General features: G+C 62.6%; 18 protein-coding genes. 9 read left to right on the plus strand and 9 right to left on the minus strand.

Annotated features, from left to right (window positions below; genetic code table 11):
* Positions 1–124: 124 nt before the first annotated feature.
* Positions 125–493 carry an SH3 domain-containing protein gene (locus NKH95_RS04215; RefSeq protein WP_023812787.1) on the plus strand — a complete coding sequence of 123 codons (369 nt, stop codon included), beginning with the start codon at positions 125–127 and terminating at the stop codon, positions 491–493.
* A 441-nt stretch (positions 494–934) separates the two neighbouring features.
* Complete coding sequence (locus NKH95_RS04220; protein WP_013532660.1) at positions 935–1360, plus strand: Ros/MucR family transcriptional regulator; 426 nt, start codon at positions 935–937, stop codon at positions 1358–1360.
* Positions 1361–1531: 171 nt separating this feature from the next.
* Here NKH95_RS04220 and NKH95_RS04225 read toward each other — a convergent pair whose 3' ends face one another.
* Positions 1532–1960: a SufE family protein gene (locus NKH95_RS04225; protein ID WP_352550684.1), complete on the minus strand. Its 429-nt coding sequence runs from the start codon at positions 1958–1960 to the stop codon at positions 1532–1534.
* Between the two features lie 100 nt (positions 1961–2060).
* Positions 2061–2414 (minus strand): DUF5330 domain-containing protein, encoded by a 354-nt coding sequence (locus NKH95_RS04230; protein WP_023812789.1) that lies wholly within the window; start codon positions 2412–2414, stop codon positions 2061–2063.
* A 536-nt stretch (positions 2415–2950) separates the two neighbouring features.
* On the opposite strand from NKH95_RS04230, the gene NKH95_RS04235 reads away from it, so the two are divergent.
* From NKH95_RS04235 to NKH95_RS04245, 3 genes are all read left to right on the plus strand, one after another.
* Positions 2951–4681, plus strand: coding sequence for an ATP-binding protein (locus NKH95_RS04235; protein ID WP_352891117.1), 1731 nt, complete (start codon positions 2951–2953; stop codon positions 4679–4681).
* Positions 4656–5453, plus strand: a complete 798-nt coding sequence (locus tag NKH95_RS04240; RefSeq protein ID WP_023812791.1) for a peptidoglycan-binding domain-containing protein — start codon at positions 4656–4658, stop codon at positions 5451–5453. Before NKH95_RS04235 ends, NKH95_RS04240 begins: the two co-directional genes overlap by 26 nt.
* Positions 5454–5682: 229 nt before the next feature.
* Positions 5683–6030 (plus strand): DUF1491 family protein, encoded by a 348-nt coding sequence (locus NKH95_RS04245; protein ID WP_127292524.1) that lies wholly within the window; start codon positions 5683–5685, stop codon positions 6028–6030.
* On the opposite strand, the gene NKH95_RS04250 is transcribed toward NKH95_RS04245, so the two are convergent.
* Complete coding sequence (locus NKH95_RS04250; protein WP_352891118.1) at positions 6008–7045, minus strand: hypothetical protein; 1038 nt, start codon at positions 7043–7045, stop codon at positions 6008–6010. The genes NKH95_RS04245 and NKH95_RS04250 overlap by 23 nt on opposite strands.
* Positions 7046–7299: 254 nt before the next feature.
* Between NKH95_RS04250 and NKH95_RS04255 the strand changes: the two genes are divergently transcribed.
* Entirely contained in the window at positions 7300–7422 is a 123-nt protein-coding gene (locus NKH95_RS04255; RefSeq protein WP_352678651.1) for a hypothetical protein, read from the plus strand.
* 138 nt (positions 7423–7560) lie between these two features.
* Here the strand turns inward: NKH95_RS04255 and NKH95_RS04260 are convergent, their stop codons facing one another.
* The 6 genes from NKH95_RS04260 to NKH95_RS04285 all read right to left on the minus strand — a co-directional run bounded on the left by NKH95_RS04260 (position 7561) and on the right by NKH95_RS04285 (position 15427).
* Positions 7561–8130 carry a DUF1254 domain-containing protein gene (locus tag NKH95_RS04260; protein ID WP_128302988.1) on the minus strand — a complete coding sequence of 190 codons (570 nt, stop codon included), beginning with the start codon at positions 8128–8130 and terminating at the stop codon, positions 7561–7563.
* Positions 8123–8707 (minus strand): DUF1214 domain-containing protein, encoded by a 585-nt coding sequence (locus tag NKH95_RS04265; RefSeq protein WP_352795220.1) that lies wholly within the window; start codon positions 8705–8707, stop codon positions 8123–8125. Before NKH95_RS04265 ends, NKH95_RS04260 begins: the two co-directional genes overlap by 8 nt.
* Before the next feature lie 119 nt (positions 8708–8826).
* A complete protein-coding gene (locus NKH95_RS04270; RefSeq protein WP_023812797.1) occupies positions 8827–10980 on the minus strand; it encodes a transglycosylase domain-containing protein in 2154 nt (717 codons plus the stop codon).
* Positions 10981–11210: 230 nt separating this feature from the next.
* Complete coding sequence (locus tag NKH95_RS04275) at positions 11211–12650, minus strand: FAD-binding oxidoreductase (RefSeq protein ID WP_352441303.1); 1440 nt, start codon at positions 12648–12650, stop codon at positions 11211–11213.
* A 238-nt stretch (positions 12651–12888) separates the two neighbouring features.
* Positions 12889–13821: a dimethylarginine dimethylaminohydrolase family protein gene (locus NKH95_RS04280; protein WP_128302992.1), complete on the minus strand. Its 933-nt coding sequence runs from the start codon at positions 13819–13821 to the stop codon at positions 12889–12891.
* A 22-nt stretch (positions 13822–13843) separates the two neighbouring features.
* On the minus strand, positions 13844–15427 hold the full coding sequence (locus NKH95_RS04285; protein ID WP_352441302.1) for a zinc-binding metallopeptidase family protein: 1584 nt from the start codon (positions 15425–15427) through the stop codon (positions 13844–13846).
* Between the two features lie 84 nt (positions 15428–15511).
* Between NKH95_RS04285 and NKH95_RS04290 the strand changes: the two genes are divergently transcribed.
* The 3 genes from NKH95_RS04290 (at position 15512) to NKH95_RS04300 (ending at position 18805) form a co-directional block, all read left to right on the plus strand.
* Positions 15512–16408, plus strand: coding sequence for a LysR substrate-binding domain-containing protein (locus tag NKH95_RS04290; protein WP_023812801.1), 897 nt, complete (start codon positions 15512–15514; stop codon positions 16406–16408).
* 119 nt (positions 16409–16527) lie between these two features.
* Positions 16528–17622, plus strand: coding sequence for an ABC transporter ATP-binding protein (locus NKH95_RS04295; RefSeq protein ID WP_128302994.1), 1095 nt, complete (start codon positions 16528–16530; stop codon positions 17620–17622).
* Between the two features lie 67 nt (positions 17623–17689).
* Positions 17690–18805, plus strand: coding sequence for an ABC transporter substrate-binding protein (locus tag NKH95_RS04300; RefSeq protein ID WP_128302995.1), 1116 nt, complete (start codon positions 17690–17692; stop codon positions 18803–18805).

Here is an 18805-nt window from a genome sequence, read left to right on the forward strand (position 1 = left end):
TTGAATGGACCATCTCAAATGGAGAATATCTTGAACGGCGAATGAACACGCCGCTCAGGGCAGGTTCAAGAGCCACAGCGTATGGGTTGTGTCGGCTCCAGGAGATGAGCCGGGAGGAGAGATGATGACTATTTGGTCTCGGACTGCTGCGGCTTTCGCCGTTGCTTCACTAACTCTGGCCTTTGCCGGCCAGTCTCATGCGACCGTATTCGCGGCTTGGCAAGTGGCCAATGTGCCGTTCGGCGATACGCTCAATGTACGCAAATACCCTTCGGGCACATCCCAGAAGCAGGCGGGATATCCGAACGGGACCGTTCTGCAGATGACCGGGCGATGCACCGGCGGAATAAACCTGCTCGACATCGCCAACCAGCCGGCATGGAAACAGGAACAGAAGATTCGCTATCGCTGGTGCGAAGTCTGGCATGATCCGGCCCAGAACGGCAATTTCATCACCGGCTGGGCCTATGGCAAATACATCACCCCGCATTGATTGACGCGGCAGCAATCAGCCGATCGGTTGGATGACAGGCATGCATGATTGCTTGCGTATGACCACGGCAACCTACGGTTTTGTGGATAAATGTGAACAACCAATATTGCTCGGGCGATAGCCAAGCAAGATCAAACATTAAAACCCGTGTCGTGAGTTGCCACGAATGTAACGGCGATCTGACGTTACGTCAGCCGCCGCCGGCGGGAGCGCGAAATATCGATAAATTACACAATGCACGAAAGATTGAAGCTGATCGTGGAATAATTGATCAATATCGTTCAATATAGCGCAAGGGCCGAATTGACTTACTTGGTCTGCGCGCTCATTGATGTGCCCGCGACACGAATCGTAGAAACTCTACCTGCACAAAATTCGTGCGATGCCCTGCTTGTAAAAAAGGGCGCAGATCGATGTAACTCTTGTTGGGGCCCGAAGACCATGGATATTGTCGAAACACCTTCCAGAAACAGCGATGCGCTGATCGAATTGACCGCCGATGTGGTGGCCGCCTATGTCAGCAACAATCCCGTGCCGGTCGGCGAATTGCCGAACCTGATATCCGATGTCCATGCTGCGCTCGGGCGTGTGGGCGGAACCGCCGAACAGCCGCCTGCCGACAAGCAGAAGCCGGCGGTCAACCCGAAGCGGTCGGTTCATGACGACTACATCGTCTGCCTTGAAGACGGCAAGAAGTTCAAGTCGCTGAAGCGTCATTTGATGACCCACTATGACCTGACACCGGATCAGTATCGCGAAAAGTGGAACCTTGACCCGACCTATCCGATGGTTGCACCCAACTATGCGGCTGCCCGGTCACAGCTTGCCAAGAAGATGGGCCTCGGCCGCAAGCGCAAAGCGCGGTAATCGCTGCCAGAGCAATTCCAGGAAAAATGTGAAACGGTTTTCCCGGGAAAGCGCATAGAGCTTTCCCTTGGGAATTGCGTTAAAATAAGCCAGATCGGATCGACATCAACGGCGCCTTCGGGCGCCGTTTGATTTTTGCGCGCCGCGACGCGCGGATCGGGTATGGAGGTGTCAGGCGGTCTGCTTGAGCGCTGCCTCGGCGTCGCGCTTGATGCGCTTGACCATCGAGCGAAGGCCGTTGGCGCGCTGCGGCGACAGATGTTCGTCGAGGCCGAGTTCTTTCAATGTCGCTTCCGCATCGGTCTGCTGGATTTCGCTGGCGGTCCTGCCGGAAAACAGCGCCAGCATGATCGCAACCAGTCCACGCACGATGTGAGCGTCCGAATCGCCGGTGAAGGTGACGATCGGGTCGGTCCCGGCTCCGCGTTCGGTGGTCAGCCAGACCTGGCTCACGCATCCCGGCACCTTGTTGGCGGCGCTGCGCTGCTCGTCGGGAAATGGCGGCAGCGCCTCGCCGAGTTCGATGACATAGCGATAGCGGTCTTCCCATTCCTCGAGGAACGAAAAATCGTCGCGGATCGTCTGGATCGTGGTGGTCATGGCCCGGATATAGTCACGCGGCGGCGCCGCGTCACGGAAAAAACAAGGACACCGCGGGCGTCGAGAGGGCAGACAGCCCGCGGTGCGCCGTCGAAACGGCTTAATTCTGAGGCGGCAGGTTGACGGTCTCGGGCAAGACGATTTCTTCGGGCAGGCTGCCGGTCATCGTGGATGTGTCGGGGCTGGCGGCGGACTTGTCGTCCATTATCGCTGCCGCGATCTTGGCGGTCTCCTTGGCGCGGGCGGTGATGGTGTGCATTGCCGACTTGCCGGTCTCGCAGACATCGGGCTTGCGTTCGCAAATGCCGGCGATATCGCCAACCGCTTCGCGTGCCGCAAACAAGGCCTGGATCGGCCCGACGCTTTCGCGGCCCGATTCATCGGGGCCGACAGTCAGCGGCAGCGCCAGCAGCACCAGCGAAAACCAGAAAGCCATTCTTATGAGGAAGACCATGCCCTTGCCCTCTCGTCGTGACCGGATCATGCATCCATATGGCATGACCTCTTTTGTAGGCAGGATCTTGGCACACAGGCGCAAAGGACGGCTTGCAGGCAAAGAGAGAATTTTCCTCAAATTTTAGGCAAATTCGAGACGAAGCGTTCTGCAATCGTTTTGTCTCAATTGCCAGTGATTTTCCTTAACAACAAATAACCATATATCCCCATGATTTTCCTGTATTTTTCTTGGAATGTGGAAGTCCGGGTGCCGTGTGCGTCTGTCCGATAGGTGCCGTCGCCGGATAACTCTCCGTTTACTATGGCTGCATTTGCCCGTGCTTTCGGCGGCCGGCATCCCGATATTTGCCGCAGGCCAGGGCCTTGGTCGGCCCTGCCTTATCCATTCCTTAAACGCTGGATGCGAGTTTCAAAGCCAACCAGAACCATCTGCAAAGCAGAGCTGTCCACGACAAGTGCGAGTGCGTTGAGTTGAGTTCAATCAAGGCCAGATACGTTGAATTGCCTGGCGCGATTTCTGCCGGTTGCGAACGTATGGTCCATCCGTCCATCCTTGGGCGGAGCGACCGCGAGCGCCAGCGCCGTTTCATCGGCGTCATGCTCGCCGCTCCTTTCTTTGCCGCCGGCGCCGCGGTCACGCTGGTCACTTCAGGCATGGGCGTTGCCGTCACCATGGCCGCCATCTTCGCCGCCTTTGGCCTGTGCTGGTTCGTCGCCTTGCTGGTGGCGGCGACCGGCAAGATGGCGATGGCGAGTCGGGTCGCCCTGGTGCTGGCCGGCATTTCGCTCGGCAGTCTCATTGCCGCCGCGGGCGGGTTGGGTTCGCCTGTCGCCATGCTTGTCTTGGCGCTGCCTTTCGAAGCCTGGTGGATCGGCGGCTCGCGACGTGCAGCACTGTGGGGAGCCGTGTCGGCCGCTGTCGCCATCCTGGCTCAGCCTTTGGCTGGAACCGTATTTCCTTTCGCAGGAGCGCAGATCGCGGCGTGGCACTGGCTGGTGCCGTTGGTGTGGGCGCTGACACTGATGCCGCGTGCATCGGCGTTTCAAAACACCGCCGACGCGGCTGTGGTCGACACTGCCGACCGGCTCGAAGACATCATCGATGCGGTGGTCTTGCGCGTTGCCCGTCATGGCGAGGTACTGGACGCGTCGCCAAAGGCCCGCACGCTTTTGAAACTGCCGCCCGAACTGCTGTCCGGAAACGGCCTCTTCGATCGCGTCCATCTGTCGGATCGCGTTTCCTATCTCAGCGCGATGGCCGACATGCGCGACGGTGCGCTGTCGCGCCGGCTCGAATTGCGCATCCGGCTGCCTCAGAACGGCAATAGCCTGACGGCCGACAATTACCGGCCGTTCTCGCTTGATCTGGTGCGTGGTGAGGAACAGGGTGGCGTCTTTACGCTCGTCCTGCGCGAGAATGACGAGATCAGCCGGTTGCGCGAGGATCTCGCGGCGGCCAATGAGGCGGCCGCATCCGCCGAGGTGGCGAAGGGGCGCTTCCTGGCGGTGGTCAGCCACGAACTGCGCACGCCGTTGAATGCCATCATCGGCTTCTCGGATATGCTGCTGCACGAGATGTTCGGCGCCTTCAAGGATCCGCGCCAGAAGGAATATGTCGGCTTGGTACGGGATTCGGGCCAGCATCTGCTCGCCGTCGTAACCTCGATACTCGACGTGTCCAGGATTGAATCGGGCGTTTACGCGACCGAACCCGAGCCGTTCCGGTTCGCGGAAGCGGTCGACATGTGCCAGTCGATGATGCAACTGCAGGCGCAGGCCAAGAACATCGATCTGCGGGCGCAGATCGCGCCGGACGCCGGCGACATCAATGCCGATCAGCGCGCCGTGCAGCAGATGCTCATCAACCTGGTCTCCAACGCGATCAAGTTCACCCCCGACGGCGGCGACGTCGTCGTCGGTGCCAAGCGGATCGGTTCGCGCCTGCATTTCTGGGTCAGGGACACCGGCATCGGCATCGCCGAGGAGGATTTCGCCAATCTCGGCAAGCCCTTCATGCAGATCCAGAACGACTATACCCGCCGTTTCGAGGGGACTGGTCTTGGCCTTTCACTGGTCAAGGGCCTGGTGGCGCTGCACGAAGGCACGATGTCCATCGAAAGCACGCCGGGCGAGGGCACCACGGTGACCATCAGCCTGCCGGTGAACGGACCGAAGGGACATCAGGCGGAGAAGGCCGGCGTGCTGACCATGCCTGTGGCGATGGCGAAAGGGGACAGAAATGGCTCGCTCCGCAAAACAGGCTAAGGCGGTCAAGCGCCGCAGCAACGCCTTTCAGGACGGCGCTGTCGCCGTCGGCGGCATGATCTCGCGCAACCCTGTCCTGGTGGGCGGCTCGACGGCATTCTTGGTGACGCTGTTCTACGTCTCCGCAAATGCCTTGTGGTACCAGCCTTTCCCGCATGCCGGCGCATTCTTCGCGACCCGCAGCATTGCGGGCTTTCCGCACGCGGCGCCCGACGAGCCGGAAACGACGTTCAACATCGTGCGGCCATCCGGCGCGCCGGCGCCGATCAAGGGCGATCCGGTTGTCGAGCAGGTGCAAGGCATATTGAAGGATCTCGATTTCTATTCGGGAACGGTCGACGGCATTTCCGGACCCAACACCCGCAAGGCTATCCAGGACTATCAGCAGAAGGTTGGGCTCAACACGTCCGGCGAGATCGACGCGCTTCTGCTCGATCAACTGGGCGCGACGCCGAAAACCGCTTCCGTGGTACCCAGGCCGCAGCCGCGTCCGGATACGCCGGCCGCCGTTCCGGTGTCTTTGCAGACAGGTTCGGGACAGACAAATTCCGGACAGGCGAATGCCGCGACGCAAGCGCCTGATGCCCGCATCGTCAAGATCCAGGCCGGGCTCAAGGCGTTCGGCAATGACGACATGCAGCTGGATGGTGTCGTCGGCGCGCGCACCAAGGCAGCGATCAAGGAATTCCAGTCGCTGTTCGGGCTGCCGCAGACCGGCGAGCCCGATGAGATCGTCTACGTCAAGATGCGCGAGATCGGCCTGACCAACTGACGGCTGAAACGACGGCTCGCCCAGCGGGGGAAATATCGACAAAGCAATTCCAGGAAAAGTGTGAAACGGTTTTCCGTCCGGAATCGCGTCAAACAAGGGCTAAAGTAGTTTGCCGTTTCCTTGAAACGGCAAACTACTTTAGAGAACCCGCCTGCCTTGTTCTCATGCATGCCGTTGTTCCAAAACCGGGACCCACCTTTTGGGCGACATGCATTCGCGGAGTTTTCTCATGCGTGTCACATCGGATCTGTGGGTCTCGGCCCTGTTGCGCCGGGTTTTCGGCGCCGGCGGATTTGCCGCCGTGGTCAAGCGCGGCGCGACCGAGGCCGGCGCTGTCTTCGTCCTGGCGCGGGGCAGGCTGGGCGAGGTTGCCCTGTTCGGCCCGGCGCCGCAGACAAGCTATGATTCGGCCAAGCCCGACGACCGGTTTTTCACTCTGCTCGGAGCCGGCGAGGATGCCGCGGTGCTCGACGCCAGGCTGGAAAGGGAGAAAAAGTTCGATCCCGACATCTGGGTGGTCGAGATCGAGGCCGGCACCGTGCCCGTCGAGGAGCTTATTTCCGTGAAGACGCCCTGAGGCCGGAGGTATCAGCCGCATCGTCGCTGTTTGAGGCGGTGCGTGTATCGCTGTTGGCAGGTGCTGCGCCGCGAACCGCCCTTGAAAGGGTTTCCGCCCGCCACGACCGCATCTTGTCCTGGGCCGCCTCGCGATGCAGCAGCCGGTAGCGGTCGAGGAAAGTCCGGATAGCCTGCGGATGCGGGAACTGGCCGGGATAGACGGCAACCGTGATCAGGAAGGCCCTGTCTTCGCTGAGGTCGAGCGAGCGCAAGGCGGCAAGCAGCGAGGCGTAATTCTGGTTGGCGGTGAGCGATCGCGCGATCTCGAAATCGATATCGAGTGCATCGGCGAGCGCGGTCTGGAAGAACGCGGCATTTCCCGTCAGAGCTGTCTCGCGCAATTTCACATAGGTGTCGGCGCTCTTGAAAGGATCGGCGTTCGTCGCTGCCGCCTCGTCGCCCGTGCGCATCATCGAGCGCAGCCTGCGCCGTGCATTCTCGGCTGCGATGCCGAGCGCCTGTTCCCGGGCCAGCTCGCCGGAGGCGGTTTCCGCGCTCGCTGGCGCGATCTTGTCTGCTGCAGCGGCGTTCGCATCCGGGTCCGGCGCACGCACCAGGGTTGGCCTCTCGAGGGCCCTGATCAGATCAGCAATGGTCGGGTTCAAGCTCTTGCGGCGCGCGATGGCACGCGCATGCGGCAGGCCATGTCGCCCGATCAGGGCGATGAGATCGATGTCGCTGACGGCGCGTGAGCGGATGAGCAGCGGCGCGGCAATGTCGACCGGTTCCTCGCAAAGGCGGCGCACCAGGGCGGCGGGGGCGTATTCGCATTCGGAAAGGGCGGCCGCCACGTAACGGCGAGATTCGACGGACACATTGTCGAACAGCGGCAGCGTCAGGTCTTCGAGTTGGCCAATCTCACGGCGTGAAGGGCGGGTGAGCGAGCAAAACGCCGACACTGCGGCGCGGAACAGCCTTTCGGCCTTTCCCGAGTCTTTTCGCACCGCGATTTGCCTGAAGTCCGAAGATGACACGAAGGATACGCCCGTACTCGACACAAGCTTGGCCGCGCTCGACCGGGACTGTGCCGGTTTCGCGAGCGCCAAGAACAAAGATCAAGTTAGCGGCGATCCGTTAGCGTTCCGTTAACCCTCTGCCGGCCTTAATGACATTTGGAGGCGTTGCGTTGTGCTCCGGGGAAACCGAGAGGAATGCGCGAACCATGGGCATGGTACTGTCTTTCGTGCCGCGTACGGCACCAAACACCAGAGTAAAGCAAACCGTCGAAATGCCGGCGGCTGTAATCATCTTTCCCGGCATCCGCTACGAGCGGCCATGTGCCGGCGAAGTGCGGCCGGTCGATCCCGACAAGCCGGGCTCGCCAGGAACAAAACCGGTCCCGCACCACTGAGTTTCGGCGGCCACGGACCTTTCGTCCGGGATCATGTCTAGTGCATGTCTCGCAAAAATGACTTCGGTTTTGGGATAACGACATGCATAAACAAAGATCTAAAGCGGGTCGTCTGAATCCGTTCAGACGCGACACGCTTTAGAAGTCCTGCAACTCGCAGGAACTCTGTTCGAAGAAGTGCGACACGATCGGCTTCCAGCTGCTGTCGGGCACGAAGGCGCGGATGACGAAGATGCCTTCCTCGATCGGCGCTTCGACGAAGATCGCCCCCTGAAGATCCTCTGGAAGATCCTTGCGCACGTCGATCATCTGCGCCGGCGTCAGCACGACGGCATCCAGAACGCCGCCGGTCGCTGTGTGGTCGTTGAAGGAATAGATGTTGTGGCCGCTGCGGTCATAGACCGAGACCGACCAGAACGGGACATGTCCAGGTGCCTTGACGCGGACCATGCCTTCGCCCAGATCGAACCGGCAGGCCGTCGCGTAAAACAGCGGGTCGACGGATTTCACCACGGGCGCCCCACCGGCCTCGGCATCGAGCCGCGTCATCTTGTATAGATCCGACGCCATGGACAACCGCGACCAGGCATCGCGTTCGGAAAACTCGGGCACCAGCAGCAGCACGGCGATGTGAACGATGCCGGCGCCGAGCAGGCCGAGCAGGACGGCATGCAGAAGTCCGCGCATCGCAGCGTAAAAACTACGCATTGCAGCCGACCTTGACGATATGCGGCAGCGAGACGTCCGACAGGCCGGTGCTGCTGGCGATCGGGGTGTCGTAGAAGGTCAGCACGAAATACATCCTGCCGGAGCCGTCTGTCAGCAGCCAATTGCCCGGCATCGGGTGATGGCCGGCGGAAATGATCACCGAATTGTCGGGCTGGCGCACCACCCCGTAGGATTGCAGCGCCGCCAGCCGGGGTTTGCCGGTTTCGACCACGCCGAGCGACTGGTCGGCGGCATAAAGCGTCCAGAACCGTGCCGTCGGGAAACCACCCTCGATTGTGTAGGTGCATTCGCGCTTGAGCTCGGCGCCGCCCGTGTCGCGCTCGGCGACGAAGGACAGCCCCTCGGCGCGGCCGAGCGCAAGCACACCCTCGCGCGCCACGCGGGCTTTGGAATAGGGATCGGCGGCCGGCGTGCCGATATCGGGAAAGGCCGTCCATTGGCCGATCCTGATGGCGCCGACACCATCCTGGACTTTCAGCGCATACCAGACGCTGCCGCCACCGCCGACGATGGCTATGGCAAGCGAAAGCAGCGTCAGGAAGGCATTCTTGAGCATGAGGGGCCGGGAACACGAAGAGTTGCCGCTCGGGGATATCGCGGCGCGGGGCCTTGTGGCAAGCGGGCCGATGGATTTGCCGCCCCGGACCAGTTGAAAGACCTGCCCAGTCGGAAAGATCACAGCGCCGACAGCGTCTCCGGCGGTTGCGGCGTACTGAGGACGGGGGCCGACTGGAACAGCGTGGTCATGTCCCGCAGCGTCTGGGTCGTGCGGCTGGACAGCACCGGCGGCCGCTCGGCCGCCGCATTGGCCGCCGCCTGTTCGTCGCTCTTCTTCAGCGCTTCCTCGGCCTTGGCCGCTATCTCCTCGTCGACGAAAGGTTTGTCGATGCCGGGGATCGGCTTGAGGTCGATATTCTGGTGCGCGTAGACCATCAGTCGCTGCCACACCATCGCCGGCAGCGAGCCGCCGGTCATGTTCTTGGTCGGCGTGAAGTCGTCATTGCCCATCCACACCGCCGCCGTGTAGTTGCCGGTGAAGCCGACAAACCAGGCGTCGCGGTAGGATTGCGTCGTGCCCGTCTTGCCGGCGACGACGATGTTGGGAAGTTGAGCCCGCCGCGCGGTGCCCATCACCGGCACTGCCGCCAGCATGGTGTTCATCGATTTCAGTGCCTGCTCCGACAGCACCCGGTGCGGCGGCGGCGCATCCTTGGCGAAATCATAGACCACCTCGCCGGTGCGGGTGACGAGCTGGCTGACGCCGTGCCGGGAGCCGACGAAGCCATTGTCGGCGAACACGCTGTAGCCCGTCGCCTGGTCCATCACGGTCATGCCCGAGGTGCCGAGAACCATCGTCTTGTGTGCTTCGATCGGCGATTCCACACCCATCGCCTCGGCCATGGCCTTGATCGGGCCAATGCCGAGATGATCCTTGGCCAGCCGCACCGGCACGGTGTTGATCGATTTCGCCATTGCCATGATCAGGGTGACGTTGCCCGCCGATCCGCCGTTGTAATTGTGCGGTGACCAGCTGCCCCAACTGATCGGGCCGCCGGAAATAATGGAGTTGGGAGTGAAGCCGTGTTCCATCGCCGTTGCGTAGACATAGGGCTTGAATGACGAGCCGGTCTGGCGCAGCGCCTTGGTGGCGCGGTTGAACTGGCTGGCGCCGTAGTCGCGGCCGCCGACGATGGCGCGCACGGCGCCGTTGGTCTCGATGACCACGACCGCGCCCTCGGTGACGTTATACTCCTTGCCGAACTGGCGCAGGTGGAACTCCACCGATTCTTCCGCCGCCTTCTGGATGTTGGCGTCGAAGGTGGTGTGGGCGACGAGCGAGTGCTGGCCCGGCTTGGCGATCTTCTTGACCTCGTCGAATGCCCAGTCGAGGTAATAGTCAGGGCTTTTCTGTTCGCCGCGGTCGACGACATCGGCCGGATGCAGCCTGGCCTGCAGGACCTGGCCTTCGGTCATGAAGCCGGCATCGACAAGGTTGGACAGCACCACGTTGGCGCGCGCGCGCGCCGCCGGCAGGTTGATGTGCGGCGCATATTTGGTCGGCGCCTTGAACAGGCCGGCCAGCATCGCCGCCTCGGCGAGGTTCAGGTCCTTGACGCTCTTGCCGAAATAGAAGTCGGCGGCCGCCTCGATGCCGAACGTGCCGCCGCCCATATAGGCGCGGTCGAGATAGAGCTGCAGGATCTCCTTCTTCGACAGATTGGCCTCGAGCCACAGCGACAGGAAGGCTTCCTTGATCTTGCGCTCCAGCGTGCGCTCATTGGTGAGGAACAGGTTCTTGGCCAATTGCTGGGTGATGCTCGAGCCGCCCTGGACGACGGAGTTCGCCCGCACATTCTCGAAGATGGCGCGCGAAAGGCCGAGCACATCGATGCCGTAGTGATCGAAGAAGCGACGGTCCTCGGTGGCAAGCACCGCCTTGATGACGTGATCGGGCATCTCGTCGACCGGCACGGAATCGCGCTGGATGATGCCGCGCTGGCCGATCTCGTTGCCATAGCGGTCGAGGAACGTGACGGCGAAGTCGCCCTGGGCGCGCCAGTCGCCGGCAGTGTCCTGGAAAGCCGGAATGGCCAGCGCCAGCATCACCACGATGCCGACGGCGCCGAGCGTGAAACCTTCGCTCAGCAGTTCGATGATGCCACGGCGCCAGCCGTTGACGCGGAAGCGCCGCGAGAAGATCGTCGCCGATTCCCAGAACTGGCGCGCCTTGAAGCCGATCTCGTAGAGCGAGGAATCGATCCACGCGTCGAGCGCCAGCAGCCGGGCGGCGATCGGACCTCTTCTCTTGCGCGGTTCGGGACTGGCCATTCGATATCCGGCTAGCAATTGCACGACCTGAGAACCGCAAACCGGCAATTTCAGGGCGATGCATTCCGGGAGACTATTCCTCCATTTTTCCAGCACTCACAAGGGCGGCGAAGACACAGTATTGGGTTTGTTGCTGACGGGCCGGCCCGAGAATACAGCCCGGCGCCTACAGCATGTGCCCGCGCCTCCAGCGGAGGCGTGAGCTTTTTATCACTGCAGCACGGCGCGCCTCATGCGGCTCGCAAGCTTTCTTTCGGGCGCAAATTCTGGTTCATGCGGAACAGGTTCAATGGGTCGTAGCGCTGCTTGATTTCCAGAAGCCGTCGATGGTTGCCACCATAGGCCGCTTCGACCCGGTCGACCTCGTCCTCCGGCATGAAGTTCACATAGGCGGTGCCGGCGGCATAAGGCTTGGCCGCCTCGTAGATTGAACGAGCCCAGTCGGTGCAAGCCTTGTCCATCGTCGGTTCGCGCCAGCGGGCGTGAACGTTCATGACGAAATGCGAACTGCGCTGTGGGAACGCCGTTGCGTCCGCCTTGACGCGACCTGCCGCGCCGCCGACATGGCCGATAAATATCTCGCATTCGGGTCCCGGCAGCCTGGCTATTGCCCCCCTGACGACCGCAGCCGCCTCCTCGGAAAACTCGGTGAAGTCATGGCTCTTCCAGTAGTTGCGGGCGCCGGGCGTGAGCAGTGGGTCGAATGCCTGCTGCCAGCCGGTGAACGGGCTGGGGCCCACGACATCGGCAATCGGCGTGCCGATGGCTCGAAGTTTTTGCGTCGCCTTTTCGCCTGCCTCGATGTCGCCGCAATAGCACATGGCCAGCACCAGAACCTCCTTGCCATGCCACTCCGCGGGCAGGAAGGGCAGCGGCGGCGCCTGCCGCATGACCACCCAGCAGGTCAACTCGTCAGGTGCGGTCTCGAGCGCCTTGCGATACTCCCGCAGCACCTTTTCGGCATCGGCGAAGGGATGGACGACAAGCCCCGCCAGCACTTGCGGTCCAAACTCATGGAGTTCGAACTCGAATGCCGTGACGACGCCGAAATTGCCGCCGCCGCCGCGCAGCGCCCAGAACAAGTCCGGATTTTCGGCATGGCTGGCCCGGAGCAGTTTGCCATCGGCGGTGACCACATCGACGGAGGCAAGATTGTCGATGGTCAGGCCGAATTTGCGGGTGATCCAGCCGAAGCCGCCACCCAGCGTCAGGCCGGATATGCCGGTGGTCGAGTTGATGCCGGTCGGTACCACCAGCCCGAAGGCCTGCGTTTCCTTGTCGACATCGGCAAGCGTCGCGCCAGGCCCGACCCATGCCCGCCGCGCAGCGACATCGACCCGCACCGATTTCATCAATGACAGATCAATCATCAGGCCACCATCGCAGACCGCACTTCCGGCAATGTTGTGGCCGCCGCCGCGCACCGAGACGAGAAGCCTGTTCTCCCTGGCGAAATTCACGGCACTGATGACATCGGAAGCTCCGACGCAGCACACGATCAGCCCGGGCAGCCGGTCGACCGTGGCATTCCAGACGGTCCGTGCTTCGTCATACGCGGCATCGCCTTCGCTCAGCATTTTGCCGCGCAATTGTGCCGAAAACGCTTCCAGGGCTGCGGCGTCGACTGTCGTTTTGCCGCGTTCAAGCGTGGTGAGGCTCATGGTGTTCATGGTTTCCTCCCGATTTGCAGATGAGCTGTCCTCTCCCAAAAGACGTTTTTTACTGTGCGCTTATATTAGTTATCGCGCAAGTTTCGCATCGGGCAGCGTTGCGACTCGCAAGCGGGGCACACGGTGCCGCCAGCCGGCGATCTCAGCCGTTTTGCGCGCGCGACCTTGCACCCTCGGCCGCCCGGATGCCGATCATGCTGACGAATGTGAGCGAAGCAGCGTAGCGCTATCCCACTCCTCAGGCCGGTTCGCGCTTCAGCGCCTGCGCCATGCAGTGGATGCCGCCGCCGGTCTTCGAGATCTCGCTCATGTCGACGGCCGCGACCTCGAAGCCGCGCGCCTTGAGCTGACCGATCAGCGCCTGGCTGGAGGTCGGCGCGATCACCCGGTCCCTGCCCAGCGACATGAAGTTGCAGCCGAGGGCCATCGTATCCTGGAACGGCACGTCGATGATCTCGTGGCCCTTGCCCTTCAACCAGTCGACAATGCCGGGTTCGGTGCAGGCGAGGCAGACAGCGGTCAGTTTTTCGGCGATCGGCACCACCATCAGGTCGATATGAACATAATACTCGTCGATGAAGGCGATGCGGGTTTCCCAACCTTCCCTATCGAACCAGGCCTGCACCTGGCGAGCACCTTCCTCCTGCGTACGCGCGCCGCCGCAGCCGATCAGCACGACGCCATCCTCGATGACGTTGAAGTCACCGCCCTCGAACGTGCCTGCGGTGACCATGTCGTAGATCGGGATGCCGAGCTTTTCGTAGGTGCGGATCGCGGCATAGTTCTCGCCGCGCCGCCACCAGTTGGCCATGGCGGTGATGAAGGCGCCGTAGGGCGTCATGACGCTGGAATCGCGGGAATAGACCTGCATCGGCAGCTCAGGCGTCGGCTCGTGCCAGTGGATGTTGACGCCGAAATGCTCGTAGGCGGCGACCAGGTCCTTGTGCTGCGCCTGGGCGATCTGGACGTTGCAGGGTGCCTCGCGCAGATGCTTTCGCGACAGCGAGCTGGTCGACAGATGGCGCAGGAAATTGGGCGAACCGAGCAGGACGTCGGTCAGCACGTCGGTCTCGTTGGCGAAGCCCCAGGCGGTCAGCGGCTTGGTGCCGCCGGCCGGGTTGCGGCGCTGCAGCGAAAACGGCTCGGCGACAATGCGGTCATGAACGGTCATGGGGTGCTCCTCGTGAGGGTGTCTAATTGCTCGGTATCCACCAGTCGCGTCCGCGTGGGGTGGTGACATATTCAGGCCAACGAAATCCAATCGGCGGCTCGTAGTCGCAGAGCGGCGCGATCCAGTTCGAGCCGCCTATGCCGCCGCCGGTGCGGGCGACGAATTCATTCATCGCCGCATCGCGGGCGGTTTTGTCCTCGAGCAGGCGAAGGGCGGCGAGCGCGATCGTGCGGGAGGCGCAGGCCACCATCGGGTCGATGGTGGCGGGAATACCGCCCAACGCATTCATCACCCATGACGGATAGGGATAGCCGGTCTCCGAACGCAGCGCCGGGCGGGCGACATAGAAGCGCGCCGTCGGCGCATGCCACGACATGTCGGTGTAATCGTCGGAGGTCGAGTTGACTTGCGAGGGCGGCAGGTCGCGGCGCAGGATCGCTTCCGCCGCCTGCGGCTCGATCAAGCGCTCCAACTCTTCGATGAACGGCTCGTCGCTCGCCATGCGCCCGGCATTGACCTGTATTTCGCGCGCGACTGCCTTGGCGTCCTCGTCCCAGCGCGGCGGCCCGACCGTCGACAGTGCTTCATAGGCGATTTCGGCCATTACATGATTGGTAAGTCCCGGCCGTGACTTCGACACCCAATGCCGCTCGGTGCGGCAACCACTCATCGCTGCCGCCGCCTCGGCATTGCGGTCGAGCACCGCGGTGACCTGCTCGGCCATGGCAAGCGTCGGCACGCGGATCATGTACTGGATCTCGGCCAGCCCCGCCGGCAAATTGTCGGCGGTTGCTTGTCCCGCCGTCAGGATCGCTTCGCTGATCGACCAGCCGCCCTGATGCGGCAGCATGGAATCGCGCAGAGCCTTGGAGGCCATGTACATCATCAACAATGCGTCGTTGGCGCCGGGGGCGCGCGCCGCCGAATGTGCTTGCGGAATGGGTGCAGCACCCGCAGCCAGCGCCCAGCGCTCCGGTTGGTCGCAGATGAAGCGATAGACCATCGCGTAGGCCGCGCCGCAATGTGTGTCCCAGCGCGCCGTGTTGCAGAGCGGCAGCATGTAGAACGGGTGAAAGGAGATCATGCCGGCAAGGCCGTCATAATAGCCCTTGGCGGCATGGATCGGCTTTGACCCGCGCACCTTTTCCGCCGGCTCGCCGGTGAAGCGCAGCGTGCCTGATATGCCGTGGCGCTGCATCGCCGCCTTGGTCGCCAGCAGCCCGCCGAGGCTCGAAATGCCCAGCCCGGAATGCGGGTCGGTGTGGCCGCCGGCCTGGTTGCCAAGTCCCCGGCGCGGACGCTCGACCGTAGCGGCATCCTGGCAATTGCCCGGCACCGCGTCGTATTCGGCGTACATGCCGATGGTCGGGCCGGGGCCGTTGGTCCAATGCGCGCAGAAGGCGGTCGGCATGCCGCCGGAACTTTCTTCGACGGAAAAGCCTTCGAGTTTCAGTCGCTCGACATACCAGGCGGCGGATTGATACTCCCGCCACGCGGTCTCGCCGTAATCGAAGATGGTGCGTGTCCACGCGGACAACAACGGCTGGATGCCGTCGAGACAGGCAAGGGCGGTTGCTTGCGCCGAGGTGGCCACCGGTTTCTCCATGGCATGAGAAGAAAGCAGTGAAGCGGTTCGCTAAAAAGTGATATGTTTTCCCGGTTCGTGCAAATTCGGTTCACCTGAGGCTCCTTGCGTATACCATCGACACAAGCGCTGCGCGCGCTCGACAGCTTCGCCCGCCACGGCAGCGTCTGGCGCGCCGCCGACGAGTTGCACCTGACCCGCAGCGCTGTTAGCCATCAGCTTCGCCTGCTGGAGCGCGACCTCGGCTTCGACCTGCTCGAACGCATCGGCAAGGGCGTGGCGCTGACGCCGCGCGGCCAGCGCTATGCCAGCGACGTGCGCAAGGCGCTGACCGTTCTGGGCGATGCGGTGACGCGTGATGCCGGCACCGGCGTCGGCGGCTCGTTCGCCGTCAGTTGCACGCCCGGCTTCGCCTCGCTGTTCTTGTGCACCCATATCGGCGAGTTCCGGCAGATGTATCCCGACGTGGCGCTGCGCATCCTGACGCCGCGCCGGCTCGACGATGTCAGCAACGCCGACGCCGATGCCTTCATTGCGTTCGGTGTCGGCAATTGGCCGAACCGGGCGGTCGAACCGCTCTGCGAAATCTCGTTCACGCCGCTCTGCAGCCCGACGCTGCTCAACAAGATCGGCGGCTTTTCCCGGCCGTCGGACGTGCTGCGCGCCAACCTGCTGCATCTCGATGACACCGAGGATTGGGCGCGCTGGCTGGCGTTGTCCAAGGTGGAAAACCCCGACATTGAGGGCGGCATCTTCTTTTCGGACATGAACCTCGTCTTCTCGGCGGCGATTGCCGGGCAGGGCATCGCCATGGGCGACGAACTGACCAGCCGGCGGGCGCTGAGCGAGGGCCGGCTGGTCAGGCCGTTCGACATCGCGATCAAGTCGCCGCGTTCCTATTTCCTGGTCTCCGAACACGCCAAGGCTTCGCATCCGGTGCTGGAAGCGTTCGCAGGATGGCTGCGGTCGAAACTCCAGGAGAACCGCATCCTGCCGTATTGAGTGCAGGTGGCGACATCTCGCCATAGATGAATGGAATTTGCCGATCAGGCGAAAACTATTCGGTTGCGGTGAGCCGGCACCCTGCCTACGATTTCGAAAAGCGTTAGGGAAAGGGCAGTATGCAGCAACCCGGCCGTGCCGCAGAGATCAAGGCAATCGGGATCGGCAAGAGCTTCGGCTCGTTCCGTGCGCTGGACAATCTGTCGCTCGATATCGGCCGTGGCGAGTTCCTGACCCTGCTCGGGCCGTCCGGTTCGGGCAAGACCACCTTCCTGATGATCCTTGCCGGCTTCGTGCAGCCGACCGAGGGCAAGCTGCTCAGCGACGGCGTCGACATCACCGACCGGCCGGCAGAGCAACGCGCCGCCGGCATGGTGTTCCAGGGCTACGCGCTGTTCCCGCATATGAGCGTAGAAGCCAACATCGCCTTCCCACTCAAGGTCCGCAAGAAATCGGCCGCCGACATCAAGCGCCGTGTCGGCGAGATGATCGAGCGCGTCGGCCTCAAGGGCCACGAGAAGAAACTGCCGGCGCAACTGTCGGGCGGCCAGCAGCAGCGCGTGGCGCTGGCCCGTGCGCTGGTGTTCGAACCGGGCGTGCTGTTGCTCGATGAGCCGTTTTCCGCGCTCGACAAGGGCCTGCGCGGCCAGATGCAGGCCGAAATGAAGCGGCTGCACCAGGAGACCGGCACCACCTTCGTCTTCGTCACCCACGACCAGAGCGAGGCGCTGGCGCTGTCGTCGCGCGTCGCCATCTTCAATCATGGCAAGCTGCTGCAGGTCGGAGCGCCCGACGAGGTCTACGACCGGCCGGACAACCGCTTCGTCGCCGAGTTCCTTGGCGAGATCAACATGCTGCCGCTAAAGGGGGTCAAGCCCGCCGGCAATGGCTCGACCGGCCTGTGCGAAGACCGCGCGGTCAGCATGGGCTGCAAGGCCGAACTCGTGCGCGGCGACGCCATCCTGGCGATCCGGCCCGAATACATGTCGATATCGGGCGAGGCGGCAGATGGTGAGAATGGGATCGCCGCTACCGCCACCAACTCCACCTACCTAGGTGCTGCAACGCGGCTCGACCTGACAACGCGGCAAGGCGCCAAGGTCACGGTCTCGGTGCCGAACGAGGTGGCTGCCGCGGCGTTGAGCAAGGGTAACTCCGTCTGGCTCACCTGGCCGGCGGAAAAGGGTTTCCTTCTTCCGCATGGAGGACAATGACAAGCGGTGTGGCGAGACATCGCAGACCGCTTTCCGGCACTATCAACAACAAAAAAGGGGAACTGACATGACACATGATACCAAGAAACAAGCCATCGATAGCCTGTCCGCCAGGGCAGGTCGCGGCGAGATCTCGCGCCGGCAGTTCACACAGTTGGCGGCACTCGTGCTGGCCGGCACGCCGATGCTGCTGCGCTCGACAGGTGCCTTTGCGCAGGCCAAGGAACTTGTGCTGGTCAACTGGGGTGGCGATGCCATCACCGCCTACGATGCCGCCTATGGCCAGGCCTTCACCAAGGACACCGGCATCACCGTCAAGATGGACGGTTCGGGTCCGACCGAAGGCGCCATCGCCGCACAGTTCAAGAGCGGCGCGCCGACCTGGGATCTCGTCGACGTAGACCCGTTCTCGGCCATCACGCTCGGCGCCCAAGGGGCTCTCGAGCCGATCGATTACAACATCGTCGACAAGAAGAAGATGCGGCCCGGCTTTGGTTGGGAATACGCCGCCTCGACCTATTTCTTCTCCTATGTCATCGCCTATGATTCCGAGAAGTACGGCAAGGACGCGCCGACCGGCATGGCCGATTTCTTCGATGTGAAGAAATTCCCCGGCAAGCGCTCGCTCTACAAATGGGGCGTGTCGAGCTGGGAAGCGGCGCTGCTCGCCGACGGTATCGCGCCTGCGTCGCTCTACCCGCTCGACCTCAAGCGCGCCCATGACAAGATCGCCGCCTTCAAGGAAAACGTCGTTGCCTATTGGGGCGGCGGCGCCGAAAGCCAGAGCGTGCTACTCAATGGCGAGGCCTCGATGGCGATCGTCTGGTCGACCCGTGCCTCGCTGATCGAGCAGGATTCGGGCGGCAAGATCAAGTTCATCTGGGACCAGGGCCTGATCTCGCCCGGCGCGCTGGCCGTGCTCAAGGGCAACCCCGGCGGCAAGGACGCTGCGATGAAGTTCATCGCCAGTGCCCAGGACCCTGAAAAGCAGCTGGTCATGTTCGACAAGCTCGGCCAAGGTCCTGCAAACCCGGCGGCAGACGCGCTGATCCCCGCCGACAAGAAGCGCATCAATCCGGTCGATCCCGAGAACATGAAGAAGCAGATCGCGCTCGACATGGACTGGTACGCCAAGAATTATGGGCCGGCGCTCGACGAATACACCAAGATCATCTCGGCCTGA

Origin of the sequence: Mesorhizobium sp. M0848 (assembly GCF_040319805.1) — a bacterium.
GTDB lineage: Bacteria > Pseudomonadota > Alphaproteobacteria > Rhizobiales > Rhizobiaceae > Mesorhizobium.